This is a genomic window from Actinomyces capricornis (genome assembly GCF_019974135.1).
Lineage (GTDB): Bacteria > Actinomycetota > Actinomycetes > Actinomycetales > Actinomycetaceae > Actinomyces > Actinomyces capricornis.
The window spans coordinates 861,524-885,895 of record NZ_AP025017.1 but is presented as its reverse complement, the minus strand read 5'-3'; the positions used below and the strand labels follow the sequence as shown (position 1 = coordinate 885,895).

25 protein-coding genes are annotated in these 24,372 nt (G+C 73.4%); 9 read left to right on the top strand and 16 right to left on the bottom strand.

Annotated features, from left to right (window positions below; all coding sequences use genetic code 11):
* Window positions 1–198: 198 nt before the first annotated feature.
* Window positions 199–2,181 (top strand): ABC-ATPase domain-containing protein, encoded by a 1,983-nt coding sequence (locus MANAM107_RS03575; RefSeq protein ID WP_223911226.1) that lies wholly within the window; start codon window positions 199–201, stop codon window positions 2,179–2,181.
* On the opposite strand, the gene MANAM107_RS03570 is transcribed toward MANAM107_RS03575, so the two are convergent.
* The 4 genes from MANAM107_RS03570 to trhA all read right to left on the bottom strand — a co-directional run bounded on the left by MANAM107_RS03570 (window position 2,178) and on the right by trhA (window position 6,063).
* Complete coding sequence (locus MANAM107_RS03570) at window positions 2,178–3,425, bottom strand: acyltransferase family protein (RefSeq protein WP_223911223.1); 1,248 nt, start codon at window positions 3,423–3,425, stop codon at window positions 2,178–2,180. The genes MANAM107_RS03575 and MANAM107_RS03570 overlap by 4 nt on opposite strands.
* 109 nt (window positions 3,426–3,534) lie before the next feature.
* A complete protein-coding gene (msrA, locus tag MANAM107_RS03565) occupies window positions 3,535–4,254 on the bottom strand; it encodes a peptide-methionine (S)-S-oxide reductase MsrA (RefSeq protein WP_223911220.1) in 720 nt (239 codons plus the stop codon).
* A 200-nt stretch (window positions 4,255–4,454) separates the two neighbouring features.
* The gene (locus MANAM107_RS03560) at window positions 4,455–4,940 is read right to left on the bottom strand and encodes a GreA/GreB family elongation factor (RefSeq protein WP_223911217.1); all 486 of its coding nucleotides are present in this window, start codon (window positions 4,938–4,940) and stop codon (window positions 4,455–4,457) included.
* 328 nt (window positions 4,941–5,268) lie between these two features.
* Window positions 5,269–6,063: a PAQR family membrane homeostasis protein TrhA gene (gene trhA / locus MANAM107_RS03555; protein WP_223911214.1), complete on the bottom strand. Its 795-nt coding sequence runs from the start codon at window positions 6,061–6,063 to the stop codon at window positions 5,269–5,271.
* 358 nt (window positions 6,064–6,421) lie between these two features.
* Here trhA and uppS point away from each other — a divergent pair, with 358 nt between their 5' ends.
* The 6 genes from uppS (at window position 6,422) to MANAM107_RS03525 (ending at window position 12,269) form a co-directional block, all read left to right on the top strand.
* Window positions 6,422–7,234 carry a polyprenyl diphosphate synthase gene (uppS, locus tag MANAM107_RS03550; RefSeq protein WP_223911212.1) on the top strand — a complete coding sequence of 271 codons (813 nt, stop codon included), beginning with the start codon at window positions 6,422–6,424 and terminating at the stop codon, window positions 7,232–7,234.
* 118 nt (window positions 7,235–7,352) lie between these two features.
* Window positions 7,353–8,843 carry an NAD-dependent succinate-semialdehyde dehydrogenase gene (locus MANAM107_RS03545; RefSeq protein WP_223911210.1) on the top strand — a complete coding sequence of 497 codons (1,491 nt, stop codon included), beginning with the start codon at window positions 7,353–7,355 and terminating at the stop codon, window positions 8,841–8,843.
* A gap of 107 nt (window positions 8,844–8,950) precedes the next feature.
* Window positions 8,951–9,490 carry a prolyl-tRNA synthetase associated domain-containing protein gene (locus MANAM107_RS03540; protein ID WP_223911208.1) on the top strand — a complete coding sequence of 180 codons (540 nt, stop codon included), beginning with the start codon at window positions 8,951–8,953 and terminating at the stop codon, window positions 9,488–9,490.
* Window positions 9,491–9,598: 108 nt separating this feature from the next.
* Window positions 9,599–10,582, top strand: a complete 984-nt coding sequence (locus MANAM107_RS03535; RefSeq protein ID WP_223911205.1) for a restriction endonuclease — start codon at window positions 9,599–9,601, stop codon at window positions 10,580–10,582.
* A gap of 140 nt (window positions 10,583–10,722) precedes the next feature.
* Window positions 10,723–11,058, top strand: a complete 336-nt coding sequence (locus MANAM107_RS03530) for an ArsR/SmtB family transcription factor (RefSeq protein ID WP_223911202.1) — start codon at window positions 10,723–10,725, stop codon at window positions 11,056–11,058.
* 521 nt (window positions 11,059–11,579) lie between these two features.
* Window positions 11,580–12,269 carry an NAD(P)H-dependent oxidoreductase gene (locus MANAM107_RS03525; RefSeq protein ID WP_223911193.1) on the top strand — a complete coding sequence of 230 codons (690 nt, stop codon included), beginning with the start codon at window positions 11,580–11,582 and terminating at the stop codon, window positions 12,267–12,269.
* 35 nt (window positions 12,270–12,304) lie between these two features.
* On the opposite strand, the gene MANAM107_RS03520 is transcribed toward MANAM107_RS03525, so the two are convergent.
* The 3 genes from MANAM107_RS03520 to xseA form a co-directional block, all read right to left on the bottom strand.
* Window positions 12,305–13,252, bottom strand: coding sequence for a carbohydrate kinase family protein (locus tag MANAM107_RS03520; protein ID WP_223911190.1), 948 nt, complete (start codon window positions 13,250–13,252; stop codon window positions 12,305–12,307).
* Between the two features lie 447 nt (window positions 13,253–13,699).
* Window positions 13,700–13,996: an exodeoxyribonuclease VII small subunit gene (locus MANAM107_RS03515; RefSeq protein WP_223911187.1), complete on the bottom strand. Its 297-nt coding sequence runs from the start codon at window positions 13,994–13,996 to the stop codon at window positions 13,700–13,702.
* Between the two features lie 296 nt (window positions 13,997–14,292).
* The gene (xseA, locus tag MANAM107_RS03510; RefSeq protein WP_373314069.1) at window positions 14,293–15,627 is read right to left on the bottom strand and encodes an exodeoxyribonuclease VII large subunit; all 1,335 of its coding nucleotides are present in this window, start codon (window positions 15,625–15,627) and stop codon (window positions 14,293–14,295) included.
* Window positions 15,628–15,700: 73 nt separating this feature from the next.
* Between xseA and MANAM107_RS03505 the strand changes: the two genes are divergently transcribed.
* Window positions 15,701–16,738, top strand: a complete 1,038-nt coding sequence (locus MANAM107_RS03505; RefSeq protein ID WP_223912830.1) for a 4-hydroxy-3-methylbut-2-enyl diphosphate reductase — start codon at window positions 15,701–15,703, stop codon at window positions 16,736–16,738.
* Window positions 16,739–16,924: 186 nt separating this feature from the next.
* Complete coding sequence (locus MANAM107_RS03500; protein ID WP_223911182.1) at window positions 16,925–18,538, top strand: amino acid permease; 1,614 nt, start codon at window positions 16,925–16,927, stop codon at window positions 18,536–18,538.
* A gap of 68 nt (window positions 18,539–18,606) precedes the next feature.
* Here the strand turns inward: MANAM107_RS03500 and MANAM107_RS03495 are convergent, their stop codons facing one another.
* From MANAM107_RS03495 to MANAM107_RS03455, 9 genes are all read right to left on the bottom strand, one after another.
* Window positions 18,607–19,065: a transcriptional regulator gene (locus tag MANAM107_RS03495; RefSeq protein WP_223911180.1), complete on the bottom strand. Its 459-nt coding sequence runs from the start codon at window positions 19,063–19,065 to the stop codon at window positions 18,607–18,609.
* On the bottom strand, window positions 19,055–19,600 hold the full coding sequence (locus MANAM107_RS03490; RefSeq protein WP_223911178.1) for an Asp23/Gls24 family envelope stress response protein: 546 nt from the start codon (window positions 19,598–19,600) through the stop codon (window positions 19,055–19,057). The genes MANAM107_RS03495 and MANAM107_RS03490 overlap by 11 nt, the downstream gene beginning before the upstream one ends.
* Complete coding sequence (locus MANAM107_RS03485) at window positions 19,597–20,268, bottom strand: RNA polymerase sigma factor (protein WP_223911176.1); 672 nt, start codon at window positions 20,266–20,268, stop codon at window positions 19,597–19,599. Before MANAM107_RS03485 ends, MANAM107_RS03490 begins: the two co-directional genes overlap by 4 nt.
* On the bottom strand, window positions 20,265–20,921 hold the full coding sequence (locus tag MANAM107_RS03480; protein WP_223911174.1) for a hypothetical protein: 657 nt from the start codon (window positions 20,919–20,921) through the stop codon (window positions 20,265–20,267). Before MANAM107_RS03480 ends, MANAM107_RS03485 begins: the two co-directional genes overlap by 4 nt.
* Window positions 20,922–20,937: 16 nt before the next feature.
* Window positions 20,938–21,483, bottom strand: a complete 546-nt coding sequence (locus tag MANAM107_RS03475) for a DUF6286 domain-containing protein (RefSeq protein ID WP_223911172.1) — start codon at window positions 21,481–21,483, stop codon at window positions 20,938–20,940.
* Entirely contained in the window at window positions 21,480–21,896 is a 417-nt protein-coding gene (locus MANAM107_RS03470; RefSeq protein ID WP_223911170.1) for an Asp23/Gls24 family envelope stress response protein, read from the bottom strand. Before MANAM107_RS03470 ends, MANAM107_RS03475 begins: the two co-directional genes overlap by 4 nt.
* On the bottom strand, window positions 21,896–22,075 hold the full coding sequence (locus tag MANAM107_RS03465; RefSeq protein WP_223911167.1) for a hypothetical protein: 180 nt from the start codon (window positions 22,073–22,075) through the stop codon (window positions 21,896–21,898). The genes MANAM107_RS03470 and MANAM107_RS03465 overlap by 1 nt, the downstream gene beginning before the upstream one ends.
* 30 nt (window positions 22,076–22,105) lie before the next feature.
* Window positions 22,106–22,591 carry an Asp23/Gls24 family envelope stress response protein gene (locus MANAM107_RS03460; RefSeq protein ID WP_223911164.1) on the bottom strand — a complete coding sequence of 162 codons (486 nt, stop codon included), beginning with the start codon at window positions 22,589–22,591 and terminating at the stop codon, window positions 22,106–22,108.
* A gap of 184 nt (window positions 22,592–22,775) precedes the next feature.
* Window positions 22,776–24,146 carry a DNA recombination protein RmuC gene (locus MANAM107_RS03455; protein ID WP_223911161.1) on the bottom strand — a complete coding sequence of 457 codons (1,371 nt, stop codon included), beginning with the start codon at window positions 24,144–24,146 and terminating at the stop codon, window positions 22,776–22,778.
* Between the last annotated feature and the right edge of the window lie 226 nt (window positions 24,147–24,372).

Genomic DNA, 24,372 nt, shown 5'->3' with positions numbered 1-24,372 from the left:
GGTGCCCTTCGCTCCGCCCGGGGCCGACTTTCCCGCAGGATCCCGTCGGCCCTCGAGGTGAAGATGTGCAACGCCCTCCCCGTTGCACATCTTCGGGCCGATCCCGCCCGGTGGACCTCGAGTTTTCCGCATGGTCCCGTCGGTGGGCGCGCTGAAGATGTGCAGGGGCGGAGTCTGGCGGGCCGATAGGGTGCGGGCATGAGCGATCGTGATGAATGGGGAGCGTCCGGCGGGCCGGGCCGGTCGGCAGGCGGCCGGGGGTACGAGAGCCGCGGGGGCCGCGGCGGCTACCGCGACGGCGGCCACTCCCGGGACCGGCGCAGTGGAGGCCAGCGGCGCATCTACCGCGATGAGCCCCGCGACGGCGTGCTCTCCGATCTCATCGGCCACCTCCACGCCCTGGACGGCCGCTCCTACGCCGCCTACAAGGCCATCGTGGGGCGCTACGAGTCGCCTGCCGGCTGGGTGCTGCACATCGACCGGGTCCAGCCCGACCCCTATGCCCCACCCACGCGCATCCACATCGACATCCCCGCCGACCTTCCCGGCCTGGAGATGCTTGAGCGCGAGGACCTGCTGAGCACCGCCGACCGCCGCCTGGCCCTGGCCGACCTGCTCACCCGCGAGCTGCACGCCGCCTTCCGCGGCACCGACCTGTCGATCGCCTCACCCGGCCAGGAGATCCTGGAGCGCTCCAGCATCGTGCTGCGCCCCACCGCCCGCAGCCAGGCTGTGAGCGGCCCCGGCGGGCGGCACGTCGAGGACGGGCCCGACCAGTCCGAGGAGCGCCATGCCGAGAGTGCGTACCGCCCCGCGCCGGTGGACCGGGCGCTGCCGGACAGCGCGGCCGACTGGATCATCGAGGTGCGCGCCCGCCTCGCCCTGCCCGCCCAGGGCCGCTCCATCCAGGGCCGTGCCGCCGCCCGGAGCGTCAGCCTCGACCTCGTGCGCGCCCTGGAGGAGGTCCTCAGTCTCACCGGGGCCAGGGCTGAGCGCCTGCGCGAGCACATCGCCGCCCTGGAGGACCACCGTGCCCTGAGCGCCGCGGTCCGGCAGCGCGGCTGGGTGTCCTTCCTGGCCGACGGCGCCATCCTCCCGCGCCGCTCGGGGGTCAGCGACGAGCCCCTGACCGACGGCGTGCCCCTGACCGCTCCGGACTCCCTGGCCGCCGTCGTCGAGCTGCCGCATGCCGGCACGGTCAGGGGGACCGCGATCGGGCGGGGCGTGAGCCTCATCGTGGGCGGGGGCTACCACGGCAAGTCCACCCTCCTGAGCGCGATCGAGCGGGGCGTCTACCCGCATGTGCCGGGCGATGGGCGCGAGCTCGTGGCCACCGTTCCCCAGGCGGTCAAGGTGCGCGCCGCCGACGGCCGGGCCGTCACCGGCGTGGACCTGACGCCCTTCATCTCCCACCTGCCCGCCGGGCGCGACACCGCCTCCTTCACCACCCGCAACGCCTCGGGCTCGACCTCCCAGGCCGCCTCCATCATTGAGGCGATCGAGGCCGGTGTCACCACCCTGCTGCTCGATGAGGACACCTGCGCCACCAACCTGCTCATCCGCGACGCGCGCATGCGCAGCCTCGTGGCCGATGCGCGCGAGCCCATCACCCCCCTGGTCGACCGCATCGGCGCCCTGGCCCGGCAGCGGGCTGTCTCCACGGTCATGGTCATGGGCGGCTCCGGGGACTACCTGGATGTGGCCGACCGCGTCCTGCTCATGGACTCCTACCGGCTGCGCGACGCCACGCAGCAGGCCCGCGAGGTCGTGGCCGACCAGCCCCGGCCCCTCACCGAGCTGGATGACTTCCCCGCACCCATCGCGCGCATCCCCCTGCCGGCCCCGCCGCGCACGAGGCGCGGGCCCTCGCGCACCCGCGCCCACGGCACCCGGGCCCTGGTCCTGGACCGCGAGGAGATCGACATCTCCGACGTCGCGGGCGTGGTGGACCCCGGCCAGGCCGAGGCCCTGGCCCGCGCCCTGCGGGCCCTGCTGGAGCAGCGCTTCGATGGCGAATCGCCCCTGGCCGAGTGCCTGGAGGACCTGGAGGACCTGCTCGACGACGAGGGCCTGGACGCCCTGGCCGAGGGCCCCCAGGACCGGCCCGCCTTCCTCGTGCGCCCCCGCATGGTGGATGTGGCCGCCGCCGTCAGCCGCTACCGCAGCCTGGACCTGGCCTAGGCCTGAGCCGTGTCGCGGGCCTGGGCCCCGCCCGGGGCCGGGACGCGACTGTTGATCGGGGCGCTGCCAGGGGCCTGGTTCTCCCCCGGGGGCGGGACCTCGCTGTTGATCGGGAGGCTGCCGGCGGCCTGGGTCAGGGCCTCGCCCAGGGCTGGGGCGGCCGGTTGACCGGCCTTAGCCGCGGCCGGCGGCTGCGTGCGCCTGGGCCCCACCGCGGCGCGGATCGCCCGCTGGGCGGGCAGCTCCACGCCCCGGTGCAGGGCCTCGGCGCACACCCAGGAGATCAGCAGGGTGAGGGCCAGGTAGGCCAGGCCCTCCAGGGCGCCGCGGGGGACGGGCAGCCGGGCGGGCAGCACCGCCAGGACCAGGTAGTGCGTGAGGTAGAGGGCGAAGGAGACGCGCCCGGCATGCTGCAGGGCGGGGGAGGCCAGCAGGCCCCCACGGCCCTGCACATCGGCCTGGGCGGCACTGACCACGAGTAGGACGATCGCCGGCAGGGTGATGACCGCGGGCACCGTCTGCATGGTCACGCCCCCGCGGTAGACCGCCAGTGCCACCAGGTAGGAGCCCAGGCAGGCCAGGAGCGCCAGCCACATGGGCGGGCGCACCCGCAGTCGCCCCCGGCGGAAGAGCTCGGCCAGCACGATGCCGATGAGGAACTCCGAGGAGCGCAGGAGCGGCAGGTAGTAGGGCCATTCCTCGGTGCCGGCGACCACCACCAGCATCCGTCCCGCCACGATGGTCGTCAGCCACCACGCCCCCGCGGCGAGGACCAGGTGGCGCTCAGGCAGCCTCCGGGCGGCGGTGATGAGCCAGGGCGCCAGCAGGTAGAAGAAGGCCTCGGCGGACAGGGACCAGGCCACAGCGTTGAGGGCCAGGGCGGTGGCCTGGTGGGGCGACCAGGCCTGGAGCAGGAGGGTGTTGAGGGCCAGGTCCCCCCACGTGGCCGGAGGGATGAGGATCACCGCGATGAGCATCGTCACCAGGTGGGAGGGGTAGACGCGGGCGAAGCGGTTGACCCAGAAGCGCCGCGGCTCCACGCGCCGGCCCTGGCTCGCCCAGGCCAGGACGAAGCCCGACAGGACGAAGAAGAAGGCCACCCCCATGTGGGCCACGTCGAAGAACTGGCCCTGGGGGACGAAGTGGTGGAGCCTGGCGTGGAACAGGACGATGAGCAGGGCCGCGAAGAAGCGCAGGGAGGTCAGCCGGGGCAGGTCTCTGCCCGGCTGGACAGGTGGGGTCATGACGCGACTATACGTCCAACGAGTACCGTCACAGGAACCGCACAGGTTCTGTGCCCGGCGACGACGGCGCCCGCGCTGCCGGGCTGCGCGGGCGCCGGGCGGGCGGGTCTCAGGCGCGCGGCGCCCGGTCGGGGCTCAGCACCTCGGTCTGGGCGGGAAGATCGGTGATGCCCACCGGGCAGGTCACTCCGTTGGGCCCGTGGTTGCAGTAGCCGCCGGGGTTCTTGTGCAGGTAGCCCTGGTGGTAGTCCTCGGCCAGGTAGAAGGGCCCGCCGAAGTCGGCATAGACCTCCTCGGCCGGCGCCACCGTGGTCACCGTGGTGCCCAGGCGCAGGCGGGTGAGCTCGTCCTGGAAGGCCTGGCGGATGCGCAGCGCCGCCTCCTGCTGGGCGGGGGTGGTGGTCCACACCGCGGAGCGGTACTGGGTGCCCACGTCATTGCCGTGGCGGTTGAGACGGGTGGAGTCGTGGTTCTCCCAGAAGGTGCGCAGCAGGGTGTCCCCGCCCTGGCCGCACACCGCGGGGTCGTAGATCACGCGCACGGTCTCGGCATGATCGGTGGCGCCCGTGCAGATCTCCTGGTAGGTGGGGTTGGGCGTGGTCCCGCCCATGTAGCCCACTGCGGTGGAGATGACCCCTTCCTGGCGCCACAGGATGCGCTCCACACCCCAGAAGCAGCCCGCCGCCAGGTAGATCGCCTCCGCGCCCTCGGGCCAGGGGCCATCGATGGGCGTCCCCAGGACGACGTGGGTGCCGGGCGCGGGCAGGATCGAGCGCTCGCGGCCGGGCAGGAGCGGGTTGCGTGCAGGGGTTGGGGCCGGTGCTGTCATGGTCGGTACGCTACTCCCCGCCTACGCCCCTTCCCCTGCCTCTTCCCTCTGCGCTGAGCGGGATGCTCCTCGCTGAAAACGGGAATACGGCATCGGTGCGCTCCCCGGAGGAGAGGGGCTCGATGCGTGCGCCGCCCCCTCCCGCAGTGGGAGGGGGCGGCGCGGCCGGGGCTGGTGGCCGGCTGGTGTCCGGCGTCGGGCTAGACCCGCGTGACCTTGACGATCCGGGCGGAGATGGTGCGGCCGTTGGGGGCCTCGTAGGAGACCTCGTCTCCGGCCCGGTGGCCCATGAGGGCCTGGCCCAGGGGGGCGTCGGGGGAGAAGACCTTGACGCCGTCGGGCACATCCTCGGTGATCTCCTGGCCGCCCAGGGCGAAGATCTGCTCCTTGCCGGCCACGGTGGCCGTGACGATCGTGCCCGCCGAGACCGACCCGTCATCGGCGGCCTCGCCGATCTGGGCGCTGGAGAGGGTCTCCTCGAGCTGGATGATGCGCGCCTCGTTGAGCCCGGCCTCCTCGCGGGCGGCGTGGTAGCCGGCATTCTCCCGCAGGTCGCCCTCCTGGCGGGCGTCCTCCACGCGCTGGGCGATCTCCTTGCGCTGGGTGGTCTTGCGATGCTCGAGCTCGGCGGCAAGACGGTCGTAGGCCTCCTGGGTCAGCCAGGTTCCCTGCGTCTGCTCGGACATGTGTGCTCCTCGGGTAGTGCTCGACCGCGCCGCGTCGTAGAGGCGCGACAGTCCTGCGGGCGATGGTTGTCGCGTATCGGCCGTGCGTCGGCCTGTCGCGCAGGTCATGGGCCCAGGCGGGTCTGGTGGGCAACTCTACGCAGCGAACTGTGAGAATCCTGGGTGCGGGAAGGTTCTTCCGCAGGTCGAGACCCTCCCGGTATCGACTGCTAAGCGACTGTGACCTGCGCCGATGTCTGCCGATGCAAGATGGCTCAGGGGTCCATGGGCACGTCTGCCCTCCGGTGCGCCGCCGGCCCGGCGCGGTGGGGTGCTCTCGGGGGCGGCCTCAGAGGATGGCCAGGTAGCAGGCCACGCACTGGCACGCCCAGGCCGCCACCGTGCAGACGTGGAAGACCTCGTGGAAGCCGAACCACCGCGGCGAGGGGTCGGGGGCCTTGCGGGCGTAGACCACCGCGCCCAGGGTGTAGATGATGCCGCCGGCCACCAGCAGCCACACGATGGCGGGGCCGCCCGAGCGCCAGAACTGGGGCAGGAACCAGATCGCCACCCAGCCGAGCACCACGTACAGGCCGGCGGTGAACCAGCGCGGCGCGCTCATCCACAGCAGATTGGTGGCGGTGCCGATGGCCGCCCCCACCCACACGATCCCCAGGACCAGGGCCGCCGTCGGTCCGGGCAGCAGCGCCACCGACAGTGGCGTGTAGGTCCCGGCGATGAGCAGGTAGATATTGGCGTGGTCGATGCGTCGCAGCACCGAGGTCACCCGGGCCGACCAGTGCCCGTTGCCGATGTGGTAGACCCCGGAGTTGGCGAACAGCAGCAGTGAGCAGGTGAGGTAGACCGCGCTGGCCCAGCTCAGGGCGGCACTGGGGGCCAGCGCCGTCAGCACGATGCAGGCCGCCAGGGCCAGCGGGGCCGTGCCTGCATGGATCCACCCGCGCAGGCGGGGCTTGAGCGAGGCCGCCAGGCCCGTGGGGGCCGGGGCGGTTGGGAAGGGGGCCCGGGGTGCCGACGACGACGGTGCCCCGGCGGCGGCCTTCGCGGCGTCCGCGGCGCCGGGGGCGGCGGGAGTCGTGGGTGCGCTGTCGGGTGGGGACTGCGGGGCGAGTGGAGTGGTCATGGGTGTCCTCGTGCGGCGTCGGCTGCCAGCGCGACGACCGGAAGTTACGGTCACGTAGGTTACGCTACCGTAGGTTCCTGGGTGGCGACCAGGAGCACTGTGGGCGACTGGTCGGAATGCGCCGTTCCTCGGCGGGCCGGCAGGGCAGTGGCGGAGGAGGGCCTGGGCGGTGCCGGAGAAGCGGCTCGGCGGCCCCCGGTCAGGGGCTGGTCGGCGGCCGATCGGGGTCGATCGCACGCCGGTGGGCGCGGAAGTGGATAAGGCGGGCGATGGCAGTGCGCTCGCGCTACCGTTGTCCCAACCCGGCGCCGTCGCCCGACGCCGCCGGGTCCCGGACCTCCGATTCCCCAGGAGCGGCATGTCAGGCGATATCCTCTACAACCTCTATGAGCGCCGCCTGGCGGCGCGCCTGGACCCGGCCAGGGCCCCGCACCACGTCGGCGTCATCCTGGACGGCAACCGCCGCTGGGCCAGGGCCATGGGCTTCGGCGCCGCCCAGGGCCACAAGCGCGGCGCCGACAAGATCGCCGAGTTCCTCACCTGGGCCGAGCAGGCCGGGGTGCGCGTGGTCACCCTGTGGCTGCTGAGCACCGACAACCTCTCTCGCGACCCCGCCGAGCTCTCCCCCCTGCTGGACATCATCAACCGCGCCGTCGAGGACCTCGCCGCCACCGGGCACTGGAGACTGCGGCTGGTGGGCGCCGTCGAGCTGCTGCCCGAGCCGGTGGCCCAGCGCCTGCGCGCCGCCGTCGCCCGCGAGGCGCACGATGAGGACGGGGCCGCCGGAAGCCCGGATGGGGGCGACGGGGCCTTGGCCGGCAGCACCGCCATGGAGGTCAATATCGCCGTGGGCTACGGCGGGCGCCAGGAGATCGCCGACGCCGTGCGCGCCCTGCTGCGCGAGCGCGCCGCCGACGGCGCCAGCCTGGAGGAGGTGGCGGCCTCCTTGCGCGAGGAGGACATCACCGACCACCTCTACACCAAGGGCCAGCCCGACCCCGACCTGGTCATCCGCACCTCCGGTGAGCAGCGGCTCTCCGGGTTCCTCCTGTGGCAGTCGGTCCACTCCGAGTACTACTTCTGCGAGGTCAACTGGCCCGCCTTCCGCCGCATCGACTTCCTGCGCGCCCTGCGCGACTACTCCCGCCGCGAGCGCCGCCTGGGCAGGTAGGGCCGGCGGGCGGGCCGGCGCCGGCCGGCCGCTGCCGGGAGGCGGCGCCCAGGACCGCGTGGCACGATGGCACGCTGAGGGCCGCTGAGGGCAAGACCGCCCGTAGAGGAGGAGAGCCATGACACAGTCCCATGCCGCGTCACGCGCCACCGAGCTGCTCGGCCGCACTCCCATCGGGATCTTCATCGGCGGGGAGTTCCAGGACGGCTCCATCGAGGAGCGCCTCGACGTGCTCGACCCGGCCACCGGCCAGGTGCTCACCACCGTGGCCTGCGCCGGCCCCCGCGACGCCGCCCGGGCCATGGATGCCGCCGCGCAGGCCCAGGAGCGCTGGAGCGCCACCGCCCCGCGCGAGCGCAGCACGATCCTGCACCGCGCCTTCGAGCTGATGACCACCGACTACCGCGAGGACCTGGCACTGCTCATGACCCTGGAGATGGGCAAGCCCCTGGCGCAGTCCCGCGCCGAGGTCGCCTACGGGGCCGAGTTCCTGCGCTGGTTCGCCGAGGAGGCGGTGCGGGTGCGCGGGGACGCCTTCCGCGTGCCCGAGGGCCACCTCCGGGCCATGGTGCTGCGCCGCGCCGTCGGGCCCTGCCTGCTCATCACTCCCTGGAACTTCCCCCTGGCCATGGCCACCCGCAAGATCGGCCCCGCCTTCGCCGCCGGGAGCACCGCGATCCTCAAGCCCTCGCGCGAGACGCCGCTGACGGCGCTGCTGGCCGCCCGGATCCTCACCGAGGCGGGCCTTCCCCCGGGCGTCCTGTCGGTGCTCCCCACCCGGGACTCCGAGGCCGTCACCAGCCCGCTGCTGGCCGACCGCCGCCTGCGCAAGGTCTCCTTCACCGGCTCGACCGCTGTGGGCAGGGAGTTGCTGCGCCGCTCGGCCGACAATGTGCTGCGCACCTCCATGGAGCTGGGCGGGCACGCCGCCTTCATCGTCTTCGACGACGCCGACCTGGATGCCGCCATCGAGGCGGCGGTGGCCACGAAGATGCGCAACATGGGGCAGGCCTGCAATGCCGCCAACCACTTCCTGGTCCAGGAGGGCGTCTACGAGGACTTCACCCGGGGGCTCGCGGCGGCCATGTCGGCCCAGGCGGTGGGCAGCGGGCTGGAGGAGGGCGTGCAGGTCGGGCCGCTGATCTCCGCGCGCCACCGCGACGGGCTCGCCGAGATGGTCGAGCGCGCCCTGGACGGCGGGGCCCGCGCCCTGTGCGGGGGCGCCATCCCGCGCGGCGCCGGCTACTTCTACCCGCCCACCGTCCTGGTGGACATGCCCGCGACCAGCGAGATCATGCGCCGGGAGATCTTCGGGCCGGTGGCCCCGGTGCTGCCCTTCACCAGTGAGGAGGAGGCCCTGGCCCTGGCCAATGACGACGAGGTGGGGCTCTCGGGCTACCTCCACACCCGGGACATGGCGCGGGTGATGCGCATGGCCGAGCGCCTGGAGGTGGGCATGCTGGGGGTCAACTCCGCCACCATCTCCAATGTCGGCGCGCCCTTCGGCGGCGTCAAGCACTCCGGCCTGGGCCGTGAGGGCGGCAGGGAGGGCATCGAGGACTACCTGGAGACCATCTACGTGGGCATGCCCGCCCCGCCGCTGGGCTGAGGCGCCCGGCGCAGGCCGCCCGCCGTGGGGTGACCGCGTCCTACCCTGGTGGCCCGGGGCGATCCGCCCCCGGGCCCCCGTCGCCCAGAGCAGAGAGGCTGAAGCAGATGAGTGCACGCCAGGACATCCTCGACGTCCTTGAGGACCGGGGGATCCCCTACGATCTCAGCGAGCACGAGCCGGTCTTCACCATTGAGGCCATGATCGAGGCGGGCCTGCCGCACCCCGAGCGCATCGCCAAGAACCTCTTCGTGCGCGACGACAAGAAGCGCAACTACTACCTCCTCGTGGTCCCCGGCGAGCAGCCGGTCAACCTGCGCCACATCCAGGGGGTCATCGGCTCGCGGCGCCTGTCCTTCGCCTCCGAGGCCGACCTGGCCCAGCGCCTGGCCATCGCCAAGGGTGCGGTGGGGCCCTTCGCGGTGCTCAATAATGAGGCCCGTGACGTGCAGGTCATCATCGATGAGTTCTTCCTGGGCGGGCTCATGGGCATCCACCCCAATGACAACACCGCCACCGCCTGGGTGGGATGCGAGGATGTCATCGCCCTCATCGCCGAGCACGGCAACCCGGTGACCACCGCCCGCCTCGAGAAGCCCGAGAAGCCCGAGGAGCCCGGGGTGTCAGGGGCGGCCGGTCAGGGCTGAGCGGGCCCTGCGCTGCGGCCGCCCGGCTCATCGGCCCGATGGGGGGCGGGCTGGTGGATGCGGCTGAGAGCGGCCCCATCACCGGCGCGCGCCCCATAGACTGGCGGCATGGTCATCGCAGAGCAGCCCGCCCCCGATGACACGCGCACTATCCGCAGCGAGCCGGAGTCAGCCGCGCCCCTGACCTGGGAGCAGTTGATGACCCCGCTGCTGCGCCTCCTCGACGACGGGCGGGTCCAGCAGTTCAGGGTCCTCCAGCGCATCGTCCTGGGCGAGTCGCCCCAGGACCCTCAGGCCGAAGGGGAGCCCGGCTCCTGGCGCCGCCCCAGCGACAGCCGGGCGGCCCTGGCCCTGTCCCACCTGGTGAGCATCGGCGCGGTCGAGCGTCCCTCGCGCGGCCAGTTCCGCATCACCGACCTGGGCCGCCAGATCCTCTCGGAGTTCCGCGGCGGGCTGACCCACAAGGATGTGGTGGCTCTGACCGACTATGCCGCGGCGCAGCGCCGCTCCCCGGCGGGCCGGCACGCCCACGAGGCGCCTTCGGGCTCCCGGGCGGGCACCATCATCAGCGCCCAGGCCGTCAGCCCCACCGACCAGATCGCCGATGGCGTCGAGCGCCTGCGCCAGCGGCTGGCCGCCGAGCTCCTGGGCAGGCTCCACGCCCAGGACCTGGAGTCCTACGGCCGCACGATCCTGGCGGTCCTGGAGGCCATGGGCTATGAGGTGGGGGAGTCGCCCGAGGTCCCGGCCACCGCCGACGGGGGCATCGAGACTGTCGTGGACAACGGCTCCCAGGGCGGGGGCCGCAGCTATGTGCAGGCCAAGCGGCTCTCGCCGGCGGGACTGCCCGCGGGGCGGCCCGTCATCCAGGCCTTCACCCGGGAGGTGCAGCGCCGCTCCCTGGCCCAGGGCGTCTTCATCACCACGGGGGAGCTGACCGCCGACACGTGGGCCTACGCCGAGCGCTGCCCGGTCAGGATCGTGCTCATCGACGGCGAGGGCCTGGCCTCCCTCATGATGCGCCACGGCGTGGGCGTGCGCTCCACCCGGATCTTCCGGATCCTCGACGTCGACGAGGCCTTCTTCGCCTGAGGCGGCCGTGGGGTCGGTCTTGAGTCGGCCCTGGGCTGGCCGTGGGAGGCCCGGGCGGCCCAGGCGGGGGAGTGGGCCCGGGCGGCCCAGGGCTGGGCGGCCCTGGAATGGCCACCGGGCGGGCATGGGAGAATCCCGCCATGTCCGGATCGATGCCCGAGCCCGCCCCCGTGGACCTCCTCGAGGTGCTCAAGGCGCTGGGCAACCCCGCCCGCCTGCAGATCATGGAGTGGCTGCGTGACCCCAAGACGTCCTTCGCGGAGTACGAGGCGATCGCCGATCCCGAGGAGGTCGGCGTGTGCGTCACCCACCTGGCCGCCAAGAGCGGCCTGGCGCAGTCGACGGTGTCCACCTACATGAGCATGCTTGAGCGCACCGGGATGGTGAGCTCGGTGCGCGTGGGGAAGTGGACGCACTACCGGCGCCAGGACTCCCGCGTGGAGGAAGTGCTCAGCGAGCTGGGCCGGCATATCTAGTCGCTGTTGCAGGAGTGCTTGCGGTAGGGCCTTGGGCGCCCGCCCCTGGCCCACCGCAGGCCCCGGGGCGCAGGAGTGCGCCAAGGTGACTGTTTTGGTGGCCGTCTCATCCGTGGGCCCGTCAGGCCGGGGCAGGCCGGCTTTGCGGATCCGGAGGGGTGGCCCATGCGGAGCGCTGCCCGGCCATGAGGCCTGGTCGGCTGGCTCAGTGCCCCGACGAGCCCGGCGAGCATGGCAGCCCCGGCCGGCACGAGCTGGTGGCCTGCCGCGGGCAGGGTGGTGTCGAGCCACTGGCAGAGCGCAGAAGAGCGTCGTTTGGCGCCATGGGCGTCACTTGGCGGAAAGGGCGACACCTGTAGGCGACGTCGATTCCGCCAAACGACGCCCATTTCGCCAAGTGAGGTCCAACCTGCGCCGCATGTCTGCGCCAAGCGGCCCGCCGGTCCGCCGACACGGCCGCCTTCGCAATGAGAACCTAACCAAAATATTGACGTTTCGCGAATCCGCAATACGATGGAGTCATGGTGACCTCCTCCAAGCCCGTATACCGGGCCCTCATCGTCCACGCCCACCCCGAGCCGCGCTCCTTCTCCACCGCCCAGGCACATACCGTCGCTGAGCAGTTGCGGGCCGACGGCGTTGAGACCACCCTGGTGGACCTCTACGCCGAGCACTGGGACCCCGTGCTCTCCGCAGACCAGTTCCCCGACGACCCCGACTCATCGGGCTACTTCAAGCCCCAGGCCGCGCAGATGAACGCCGTCGCCCAGGGCTCGCTGGGTGAGCCGGTCGCCTCCCAGCTGCGCCTCCTCCAGGACTCGGACCTGCTCATTCTCTCCTTCCCCCTGTGGTGGTTCTCCATGCCGGCGATCCTCAAGGGCTGGGTGGACCGCGTCCTGGTCATGGGCGCCGCCTTCGGCGGGGAGCACGGGGTACGGGAGCAGGGCGGCATGCGGGGCAAGAAGGCCATGGTCCTGTTGACCACCGGCGGCAGTCAGCAGGCTTTCGCCCCCGATACTCCCGGGAGCTATGGGAGCCTGGATTCCTTCCTGTTCCACATCCACCAGGGCACGCTCGAGTTCTGCGGCTTCGAGGTGCTACCGGTCCTGGCCACCTTCGGGCCGGCCCACCTCGATGGCGCCGGCCGAGCCCAGGCCCTGGAGACGATCCGCGAGGGGATCACCTCCAGGCTCGCCACCGAGCCGGCGTAGGCCCGGCCGGGTGGAGCCGGCCGGGCCGGAGTGGATCAGCCGGCCAGCTCCTCGCGAGTGGGCGGGTTCGCCCCGGCGCGCGAGACCGTGATGTCGGCGATCGCCGCCGCATGGCGCACGATCCGCTCCAGGGTAGGAGCGTCCACCGCGCGCAGGGCCTCGCGGCGGTCCGCACCCACCAGGTCCTCACTCCACAGGGCGTCCTCCAGGCCCCCCATGAAGGAGTCCCCGGCCCCCACGGTGTCGGCCACGACCACGCTGGGGTCGGCGGGCACCTCGACGCGCAGCCCCGAGCCGGTCAGGGCCATGGCCCCGGCCTTGCCGCGGGTCACCACCACTACGGCCACTCCCAGGTCCAGCCAGTTGCGCAGCACCGACTCCACATCAGCATCCTCGCCGTAGAGCCAGGCGACGTCCTCATCGGAGCACTTGACGAGGTCGGACAGCGCCACCAGGCGCTCAACGATGGCGCGCGCGGACTCGGGGGAGCCCATGAGCTGGGGACGGGCGTTGGGGTCGTAGCAGATCGTGGAGGTCTCGCGGTGATCGCGCAGCACCTTCTCCACGGTGGCCCGGCCCGGCTCCAGGATCGCCGCGATCGAGCCGGTGTGCACCAGCACGGGGGGCTCGGCGCCCTGGGACGCCTGGGGGTAGGGCGGGTTCCAGTCCAGGTCGAAGACATAGGTGGCGGCCCGGTCCTGGCCGATCGTCGCCTGCGCAGTGGAGGTCCGCTGGGCGCCGTCGGCCCCCGGGGTCAGGCGCACCCCGGAGTCCTCCAGGTGGGCGCGCACCGCCCGGCCGCGCTCGTCGGTCCCGATCCAGCAGTCCAGCTCCGCCTCACGGCCCAGACGCGCCAGGCCCAGGGCCACGTTGGCGGGCGAGCCGCCCGGGATGTCCACCGGCTCCTGGCCGGGGTGGATGACGACGTCGACCAGGGCCTCGCCGATGACGAGGGCGGCTCCTTGGCGGCCGGGTGCACTCATGGTGGCTCCTTCGCGGGGATGACTGGGGTGGGCCTCATCCGATGCGCATCGAATGGCTCACTGATGGCTTTCTGGCCAGCGCTTCGGCTGGCGCTGGGCTGGCCTGACTGGCACGTTGACGGGCACATGGACGGGCGGCGGCGCCTCAGACCGCGCATCCGCGCGCGGTGTGCACGTGTGCACCAGGGCTCGGCGTGAGCCCCGCAGCACCGACAGGGCCAGCCTACCGAGCCCAGCGCCCGCGCGGGGCCCATCGGCGCTCGGAGTGCGTGGGAGGCCGGTCCCGCCCCTGGCACGGGCCCGGAGCGGGCCCGGAGCGGGCCCGGAGCGGGCCGGATGGTGGAGGAGTGGCGAGCGGGCGCGGGCCGGGAGCAGGGCCGCTGGGGCATGCGGCGCTCAGGCGGCTCGGCCGGCCCCAGGGGGGTGGGGGTGTGGCGGGCGGGTGGGTCAGGCCTCCGGCGAGGCGGGGGCGCCCTCGGGGGCCGGGGCACCCGAGTCCTGCTCGACGACGGCGGCCAGGCGGGCGCGGGCCTCATCGAGCCAGCCCTGGCAGCGCTGGGCCAGCGCCTCGCCGCGCTCCCACAGGGCCAGGGAGTCCTCCAGAGGCACCGAGCCCGCCTCCAGGCGCTGGACGACAGCCACCAGCTCCTCGCGGGCCTGCTCATAAGACAGGGAGGCGACATCGGCCAGGTCGGAGGAGCCCGACTCGGGGCCGTAGGACTGCGTGGAAGGGTCAAGGCTCACACCCCGATTCTTGCACGCCCCGGCCCTGCCGCCCAGGACGGCCGTCGGCCCGCGGCCACCCGCCAGTGGGGCATCCTCGCAGGATCGCCGACGGCCTCGGGCACGGTCATCCGCACGAGCCCGCGCCTTCGTGATCCGCGGGCGGGTTCACCAGGGGCCGACGATGCGCAGCGCGGGCCCTGCGGCACATCCTCGGGTCCCATGGAGGGGCCGCCGACTGGCCGAGCCGCGCCATCGCAGCGATCCACTGCGCCCCGAGGGCCGACGATGCGCAGCACGGGCGGGGGCGGCTATGGCTATGAGGGCGATGAGGGCTCAGCCGGCTGGGACTGGGGCTTGGTGGCCCCCACCACCTGGGCCACCAGGCGCCCGGAGGCCAGCACCCCCTCGATGAGATCGCCCTTCTTGATCTGCTCGGCGCTGGTGACGACCTGCCCGCCGGGCATGCGCAGGATCGCGTAGCCGCGGTCCAGCACCCCCTGGGGGGACAGGGCGGTCAGGCGGGCCCGCTCGGCGCGCAGGTCGGCGGCCGCCAGCGACAGGCGATGGCCCAGGGCCCGGCGCATGCGCTCGCGCCCCCGCTCCAGCTCGCCCATGCGGTCGCGCACGATGACCGTGGGGTCGGCCATGACCGGGCGGGCCCGCAACTGGTCCAGCCCGGCCTGCTCGGCCTGAAGACGGGAGGTGATGAGGGAGCGCATGCGCTCGCGGGCCGAGTCCAGGCCCACGGTCTCCTGGGCGAGGTCGGGCACGATCCGTCGGGCGGCGTCGGTGGGCGTTGAGGCCCGGTAGTCGGCCACAAGGTCGAGCAGGGGGCAGTCGGTCTCATGCCCGATCGCCGAGACCAGGGGGGTGCGGGCCGCGGCCGCCGCGCGCACCAGGCCCTCGTCGGAGAAGGGCAGCAGGTCCTCCACCGCCCCACCCCCGCGGGCGATGACGATGACATCGATGCCCGGATCGGCGTCGAGCTCGGTCAGGGCGCGGGTGACCTCCGGCACAGCGCGCGCGCCCTGAACGGCGACCTCGCGGATCTCGAAGGGCAGGCCCGGCCAGCGCAGGCGCGAGTTGACCACGACGTCGTCCTTGGCCTTGGCCTGGCGCCCGCAGATGAGCCCCACGCGGCGCGGCAGGAAGGGCAGGGGGCGCTTGCGCTCGGCGTCGAACAGGCCCTCGGCGGCCAGGATGCGGCGCAGCTGCTCGATACGGGCCAGCAGGTCGCCCACGCCCACGGCCCGGATGTCGTCGGCCTGGAGCTGGAGGGAGCCGCGCTTGGTCCAGAAGGTGGGCTTGGCGCGCACCACCACGCGGGCGCCCTCGGCCAGCCCGGCACCGCGGGACTGGATGGCGTCCAGGACCCGGGAGTAGACGGCCACCGACATGGAGACATCCGCCTCGGCGTCGCGCAGGGTGAGGAAGGCCATGCCCGCGCCGGGGCGGCGGTTGAGCTGGACGATCTGCCCCTCGACCCACACCTGGCTCATGCGGGCCACGTACTCCTCGATCTTGGTCGACAGCAGCCGCAGGGGCCAGGGGTTCTCCGCGGTGGTGAGGTTGGCGCGCGGCGCCAGCTCGCGCTCCTGCTGGGCGGCGGACTGGGGCTGGGGGGCGGTGGGGCCTGTCACGCGCACCACTGTGCCATGCCTGTGGCCTGGGGCGGGGCCGCTGCGTGCCGGGCGCCGCCTGTGGCACAGTGGGAGGGTGACCATGACGAGTGAGACGACGCGCGAGACGCGCGAGAACGCGCGCGCCAAGCGAATCCTGCTGGCCGCCCCCCGCGGCTACTGCGCCGGGGTGGACCGGGCGGTCGACGCCGTCGAGCAAGCCCTGGCCCACTACGGGGCGCCGGTCTACGTGCGCAAGGAGATCGTCCACAACAAGTACGTCGTCGATGCGCTCTCCCGGCGCGGCGCGATCTTCGTGGAGGAGACCGACGAGGTCCCCGAGGGCGCCCGCGTCGTCTTCTCCGCCCACGGCGTCTCCCCGGCCGTGCACGAGCAGGCAGCGGCCCGCCGCCTGGAGACCATCGACGCCACCTGCCCGCTGGTGACCAAGGTGCACAAGCAGGCGGTGCGCTTCGCCCGGGACGACTACGACATCATCCTGGTGGGGCACACCGGCCACGAGGAGGTCGAGGGCACCCAGGGGGAGGCCCCCGACCACATCCAGGTCGTCAACGGCCCCCACGAAGTGGACCGGGTCCAGGTGCGCGACCCCGAGAAGGTCGTGTGGATCTCCCAGACCACCCTGAGTGTGGATGAGACCCTGGAGACGGTGCGGCTGCTGCGCGAGCGCTTCCCGGCCCTGTCCGACCCGCCCGGCGAGGACATCTGCTACGCCACCCAGAACCGCCAGGCCGCGGTCAAGGTGATCGCCCCCCAGGTCGACCTCATGATCGTGGTGGGCTCGGGCAACTCCTCGAACTCCGTGCGCCTGAAGGAGGTGGCCCTGGATGCGGGGGCCGGCGCCTCCCACCGGGTGGACTTCGCCAGCGAGATCGACCCGGCCTGGCTGGAGGGCGTGAGCACCGTGGGCCTGACCTCGGGCGCCTCGGTGCCCGAGATCCTCGTGCGCGAGGTCATCGAGCGCCTGGCCGAGTACGGCTTCGAGGACGTCGAGGAGGTGCGCACCGCCACGGAGAAGATCACCTTCTCCCTGCCCAAGAACCTGCGCGCCGACCTCAAGGCCGCCTCCGGGCAGCCGGCGCCCGCCCGGCGCCAGCCGGTGGCCGACCACACCTGCTGAGCGCCGCCGGGGCGGGCATCCGGGGGACCGCTGGGGGCGGCATCTGCGGGGCCGGCCCCAGGGACGGCGTCGGCGGCGCACCGCAGGTGAGGCGGGGGTGAGGCTGAGGCGAAGCGGGGCCGGGGAACGGCGCCACCCCCTGAGACTGGCCCCCGCGGCCGATGCGGGGGCGCTAGGCTCGCACCGATGGTGCACAGTGACAACGATGAGACCCATGCCGCCGCCCCCGGGGCTGCCGGCATCAGCGGCCCCGGAGGCCCCGGTAGTGGCGGGGCCCCCGGCGGCCCCAGCGCGGCGACCGGGCGCGAGTCGTCCAGGGAGTCGTCCAGCGAGTCGCCCAGCGAGTCGCCCGAGGACAGCGGCCTGCGGCGCACCCTGACCAACCGCCATATGCAGATGATCGCCATTGGCGGGGCGATCGGCACGGGCCTGTTCGTGGCCTCGGGGGCGACGGTCTCCCAGGCGGGGCCGGGTGGGGCGATCGCCGCCTACACGGCGGTGGGCCTCATGGTGCTGCTGCTCATGCAGTCCCTGGGGGAGATGACCGCGCATATGCCGGTGGCGGGCTCCTTCCAGACCTACGCCACGCGCTTCGTCAGCCCCTCCTTCGGCTTCGCCATGGGCTGGAACTACTGGTTCAACTGGGCGATCACGGTGGCCGCCGAGCTGGTGGCCGCGGGCATCATCATGGCCTACTGGCTGCCGGACGTGCCCTCATGGGTGTGGGCGGGCCTGTTCCTGGTGGTGCTCACCGGGCTCAATGCCCTGTCGGCGCGGGCCTTCGGGGAGGGGGAGTTCTGGCTCTCGGCCATCAAGGTGGTCACGGTGGTGGTCTTCCTCATCGCCGGGGCGGCGATGATCGCCGGCATCCTGGGGGGCCACCGTGCGGGCCTGAGCAACTGGACGGTGGGGGACGCCCCCTTCCACGGCGGGGCGCTGGCGGTGGTCTCGGTGTTCATGATCGCCGGCTTCTCCTTCCAGGGCACCGAGCTGGTGGGGGTGGCCGCGGGTGAGGCCCGCAATCCGCGCCGCGATGTGCCGCGTGCGATCCGCACCGTGTTCTGGCGGATCATGCTGTTCTACATCGGGGCGATCGCCGTGGTGGGCACCCTGGTGGCCTACAACGACCCGCGGCTGCTGCGCACGGGCACGGAGGACGTCTCCTACTCGCCCTTCACCCTGGTCTTCGACCGCGCGGGTATCGCCGCGGCGGCCGCGGTGATGAACGCGGTCATCCTCACCGCGGTGCTCAGTGCCGGGAACTCGGGGCTCTACGCCTCCACCCGCATGCTGCACTCGATGGCCCTGCAGGGCCAGGCTCCCCAGTGGTTCGGGTACGTCAACCGCCACGGGGTGCCGGTGCGGGCCCTGGGGGCGACGGCGCTGGTGGGCGCGGCCGGGTTCCTCACCGCGGTGGTGGGCCAGGACACGGCCTACTCCTGGCTGCTCAACGTCTCGGCGCTCTCGGGCTTCATCGTCTGGGTGGGGATCGCGGTGTGCCACTTCCGCTTCCGGCGCGCCTACGTGCTGCAGGGGCATGATCCCGCCGACCTGCCCTATCGGGCGCCGCTGTTCCCGCTGGGGCCGGTGGTGGCCTTCATCATGTGCGTGGTGGTGATCCTGGGGCAGAACTATGAGGCGGTGTTCCGCGGCGAGCTGCTGGGGGTGCTGTCCTCCTATATCGGGCTGCCGGCCTTCTTCCTGGTGTGGCTGGGCCACCGGCTGACCCGGGGGACGCCGATGGTGCCGCTGGCCGAGGTCGATGTCTCGGGCGCAGCGGCGCCGCGCGGGGACCGGTAGTCGGCCCGACGGCGGCTGCCCCCTGTCCCGGGGCATGATCCCTGAGCCCCGGGGCTCAGGGATCATGCTCAGGCCGACAGGGACTGCACGCGCACGGTGACGCTCGGGCGGGGCCGGGTATCGGCGTCGTGCCCCGGCCGGCGGGCGCGCTGGTGCGCGCGCTGAGGCTCGACGGCCTCCGCGTGGCCCTGGCCGGTGTTGTGGCCGGTGTCGTGGCCGGCGGCGGGGTTGACGGCCTTGCTGCTGGCCTCGGGCTCTTCGGCCTGGTCGAGGGCCTGCAGGACGGCGGCCTGGATGTCCCGCACGACCTGCCTGATGGGCCGCGAGCCGTCCAGGCCGACCTCGATGGTGGTGTGCTGGGCGGCGGTGTCGATGACGATGCCGAAGCGGGCCACGTGACTGTCCCGGCCGCGCAGGTGGGTGTCCAGGGTGCGCAGGGCCGAGGCGATGCCTGGCTCGATGCCCCGGACGCCGGGGACTCCGGTGATGGTCCTGACCAGGGCTGCGGCGGTGTCTTCACTCGTCATCGTGCAGGTCCTCCACGTGGATGCTGACGGTCGGGCTGCTGTCCAGGTCGCTGCGGAAGGCCTCCAGCACGGCGTCGCGCACCTGCTGGGCCAGTGCCGGAAGGTCCGGGGAGGCGGCGTGCGCGGAGATCCGGCAGTGGACTGAGATGGGCGCTCCAAGGCCCTTGTGCCCGTCGGTGGCCGGTGCGTGCTCGAAGGAGGAGCGCAGGGCCCTGGCCCCGGGAACACCGTCGACGGCTCTGCGCACGAGGGTGCGCAGGGAGAGCTCGGTCAGGGTGTAGGGGCCCAGGTCGGTGGGCGGGGCCTGGACCTGGGCGCCGTGCCGGGCGTCGGCGCGCACTGCCTCCATCACGGACTGCATGACCCGGGTGGAGGGCATGACCGAGAGGTCGGACTGGGACTCCAGGGCGTCCCACTCCTCGTGGATGGAGGCGATGAGCCGGTGGTAGTCCTGGGTGGCCTGCTCCTGGTCGCCGCCGCTGGCGGGCGCCTGCTCCGGCTGGGTGGAGGGGCGGGTGGGATCCGTGGGTGTCATGTCCACTCCTTCATCCGCTTGATCACGGCGGAGCGGGCGCGTGCCAGCCTGCCGCGGACAGTGGAGGCGGTGATGTTCAGGGTCTGTGCGATCTCCTCGTAGGACATGGTCTCGACCTCTCTGAGCACCCAGACGATGCTCAGCTCGGGGCGGATGGTGGACAGCACCTCGGCCAGCGCCTGGATCTGGGCGTTGACCTCACTGGACCGGGCGGGGTCGGAGGCGGGCCCCCCGGTGGGGCGGGTGCGGGTGTCCCCGGCCTGGGAGTCCAGGGCCTCCAGGCTCTCGGAGTCGTGGGGGTCGGTCCGGTGGCGGCTGCGCCGTCTGACGGCGCTGGTGGCCTCATTGGTGCAGATCCGCAGCAGCCAGCCGTGGAAGGCCTCGGGCTCGCGCAGCAGGTGGAGGCGCTTCCAGGCCAGGATGAGGGCCTCCTGGACGGCGTCCTCGGAGTCCTGCCGGTTGCCCAGGATCATGTAGGCGGTGCGGAAGAGGCGCCCCTGGTAGCGGCTGATGAGCTGCTCGAAGGCGGTGGTGTCGCCGTCCTGGGCCCGCAGCACCAGGTGGCGCTCGATACCCCGGCTCACGGGGGAGTCGGCGGGCCGGGGGCCGGTAGGAGCCGGAGGCCCGGGGGCTCCGGCCGACCCGGCCGTCTCGGGGGGCCGGCTCATGTGACCACGTCCCTGGTGGGCCGCACCTGGGTGGCGCCGCCCTGGCGGGTGCCCCGGGCTCCGGTGATGCTGCGCGAGACGGCGGTGCGGTGGGGCCGGATGAGCACGTCGACCTGGTGCGGCGCCTGGCCAAGGGCGGTGGCGGCGTCGTCGGCCAGCCGACGGCGCAGGTCACTGACCGTCCAGGCGACCTCGGCGTCCTGGGCGATGCGGGCGGTCGCCTGGAGCCAGGTGCTGCGCGAGGAGCCGGCCACCCACACGCTGCAGGAGGTGACGCCGGGGATCTCCTCGGCCCGCTCGGACAGCGCCCGGCCCATGACCTGGGGGTCGAGTGTGGCCAGGAGGGTGCCGTCGTGGCCGGTCAGGCGCAGGGGGCTGGTGCGGGCCCGGCGGGGGATCTGGGCCAGCAGGAGGAGGACCCCGGCCAGCACCACCAGGACCGAGGCCCCGGCGGCTGCCGGCACGATCCAAGGATCGCCGCCTGCGGCCAGCTCCCTCCATCGGGCGCCGGCGGGCGCCAGGGCCGCCCGGCCCTGGGGCCAGGAGGCGACCAGGTCGAGGTGGGCGGCGGTGAGCCAGGCGGCGGCCAGGAGGGCCACCAGCCCGGTGAGGGCCAGTGCGATTCGGTTGCGTGCTCCAGACACTGAGCGCATGGTTGGTGGTCCTCCTTCAGTTGGCGCGCCGCACGCGCACTCGGCACCGCATGGTCTGCTCGGGGCGCAGCTGCTCCAGGGCGTCCTGCGCGGCCCGCATCACCGCCGGCTGCAGCTGGCCGTCATCCATGAGGGTGCGTACGCGGATGTCGGCCCGGGTGCGGGAGGCCTTGACGCGGACGGTGTCGACGCCGTCGACCTGCTCGACCCGGCGCTGGATGAGGGTGGCCAGGTCGCGGCGGGACAGGACTGTCTGCCCGGGGATGTCGTCGGGCAGGATGGCCAGGTGGGCGGGGCGCCCGGGCCACAGTGCCGCCATCAGCATGATGAGGCCGAGGCCGGCCAGGATGCAGGCTGCCATCAGCACGCTGGGCGAGCCCATGGCGGTGGACCCGGTCGTCCTCATGGTGGAGGCGGCCCGGGAGGGCCAGTTGCCGGTCACCAGGAGGGTGATGGCGAGCCAGGCGCCCAGGGCGCCCAGGGCGATGAGGCCCACGGCCAGGATGGCCGCCGCCAGGCTGCGTGAGGGGCGCCGGGTCAGGCGTCGCGGGTCGTTGCTCATCTCAGGGCTCCTCTCGCGGTACTGCTGGGGTCGAGCCAGGAGATCTCGACGTCGATGCGGCCGACCTCCAGGCCGGTGAGGTCCTCGACCCGGGAGCGCACGTGGTCCCGCAGCCGCTGGGCCGCCGAGGCCATGGCGGTGGGGAAGGTCAGGCCGACGTCCAGGCGCAGGATGGCGACCTGCCCGTAGATGTCGCAGTCCGCGTCGGGACGGGTGTGGAAGTCGCGGCGTGCGCCCACGCCCAGCAGTCCGCCGGCGGAGGAGCCCACGTGGGGCGCCTCCAGGGCGGCCTGCTCGGCGATGCGGGCGACGACGCGGGCGGGGACGGTGGTGGTCCCCCGCTGCTCGATCGGCGGGCCGGCCTGCTGGGGGAGGCCGGGGTGGGGCCCGCCGGTGACCTGCGCGCCGCTCATCATCGCTGCATCCAGCGCTCGAGCAGGCCGCGCAGGTCGAGCCGGTCCTCCAGGCCCAGGCCGACCGCCGCCCCCACCAGGCCGCACAGGCCCACCAGGATGAAGTCGGCGAAGGATCCGAAGGCGAGGACAGTGCCTAGGAAGAGGCCCACGGCGAGGGCCAGGTGTGTCGTCTTCATGCGGACTCCTCGGTCGGCGTGCGGGGTGGGCTACTTCAGGTCGGTGCTGGTGGTGTCGGCGTCCTCGTCGGGCAGGTGCACGTCGGTGACGTTGACGTTGACCTCGATGACCTCCAGGCCGGTGGTGCTCTCGACCTGCTGGATGATGTTGCGGCGGATGGCGTTGCCGACCTCGACGATGGAGACCCCGTACTCCACGACGACGGTGACGTCGACGGCAGTCTGGGTCTCGCCCTTCTCGATGCTGATGCCGCCGGCCACGTTGGTCTGGGCGTTGGGGATGCGGTCGGTGACGGCGTTGAAGACGCGGCGTGCGGCGTTGCCCATGTCGTAGACGCCGGGGACCTCGCGTGCGGCCATGCCGGCGATCTTGGCCACGACCGTCTCGTCGATGGTGGTCACGCCGTGGGAGGTCTGGAGGGGGCCGCGAGGGGTGGCCTCCTGCTGCTCCTTGTCCTCGCGCGCCTTGGCGATCTCGCGCTGCTGGCCGGTCTGGGGGATGGACTCGTTGCTCATGGCTCTCCTTGAGGTGCTTGATGGTCAGGGGCGCTCCGCGACTGCGGAGGGCGCCGAGATACGGCCGGATCGGCCGGTGCACTGCGATGGCGGGCGGGCCCGCCGCAGGTGCGCCGCACTGACCGGGACATGAGGAGGACGCCATGAGCCGGCCTTTCCTCACGCACCAGAACAGTGGCGTCCGTCACTGTGGGGGAGGTGGGTGGGCGGTGCTGGTCGCCTGGGCGGCGTCGGGGGCGGAGGGCGCGGGCTCGGGGCGCCTGGGGAGCCCGGGGTCGGGGGGTTCGGCGGCCGAGAGCTCGGCGGCCGAGAGCTCGGGGGTGGAGAAGGCGCGGACCTGGGCGGCGTCGGCGTCGATGGGGGAGGGGGACTGGAGCTCGGAGCTGAGTGCCTCCAGGGAGCGGGCGGTGACCAGGAGGCGGGTCTCCATGGAGCCCACGGCCCGGTTGTAGGCGGTGACGCTGCGGCGCAGGGCCGAGCCCAGGGTGTCGAGGTGGCCGGCGACGGTTCCCAGTCGCTCGTAGAGGGTGCGACCGAGCTCCAGGAGCTCGCGGGCGTCGTCGTTGACGGCGGTGCGGGCCCAGGCGGTGGCGCAGGTGCGCAGCAGGGTGAGCAGGGAGGCCGGTGAGGTCAGGGCCACGCCCCGGCCCAGGGCGTGCTCCATGAGCGTGGGATCGGCCTCCAGGGCGGCGGCCAGGACGGGCTCGGCGGGCACGAACAGGACGACGAGCTCGGGGGAGTCCCCCAGGGCGCGGTCGTAGCGGCGGGCGGCGAGCTGGTCGACATGGGAGCGCAGGGCCTTGGCGTGGGCGGTGAGCAGGCGGGTGCGGCGCTCCTGGTCGGCGTCGCCGGCGCCGTCGACGGCCATGGCCTCCAGGTAGGCGTCCATGGGCGCCTTGGCGTCCAGCGCCAGGTGGCCCTCTCCCGGGAGGTGGACGACGACGTCGGGCCGTGAGCGCTCGGCGCTCTCGGTGCGGCGCGGCGAATCGGGGGTGCGCGGGGCGCCGCGCCGGTGGGCCAGTGCCCCCACCGAGCGCTGCTCGGAGAAGTCCACGTGCCGCATCATCCCCGAGGCCTCCAGGATGCGGGCCAGCTCCACCTCGCCCCACAGCCCGCGGGCGGAGCGGGAGCGCAGGGCGCCCTCCAGGCAGGCGGTGGTGCGCGCCAGCTCGCGCTCGGCCAGGGCGGTGGAGCGCAGCTGCTCGGCCAGGGCGGCGTGCTGGGCGGCACGCCGGCGCTCCATGGTCTCCACGCGCGCCCCGACCTGCTCGAGCTGGGTGCGCACGGGGGCCAAGGCGCGCAGGATGGCGCCATCGCGCTCGGCCCGCTCCTCGGCCAGGTCCGCGCGGGAGCCCAGCTCCTCGGCCCGGGCGCGCCAGGCGGCGAGCTCGACGCGCAGGGCCGTGGACTCCTCCGCATCCTCCCGGGCGGTCCCGGAGTGCGGGCCGGGCGGGTGATGGGCGCTGCGCAGGAGGGCGACGGCGTATCCCAGGGCGGCGCTGATGGCGGCGGTGAGCAGCAGGAGAAGGGCCAGGAGGCTCGCGGGCATCGTCATGGCGCCAGTGCACCACGGGGGTGTGACACGTATGGCGGCGGCCCGGCGCTCTGGCGGCCCGGTGGCCCGGGCGGCCTCTCCGCGACCCGCGCCCGCCCCTCCGAGTCCTGGGCGGTCCGGGCGCCCCGGCCTGCGCATCGCGGGCGCGGGCTGGTCGCTGGCGGGCGGGGCGCAGGCGCGGAATCCTGCGGGGGAGTGAGGGGCGGGGCAGGATCGGGAGGACTGG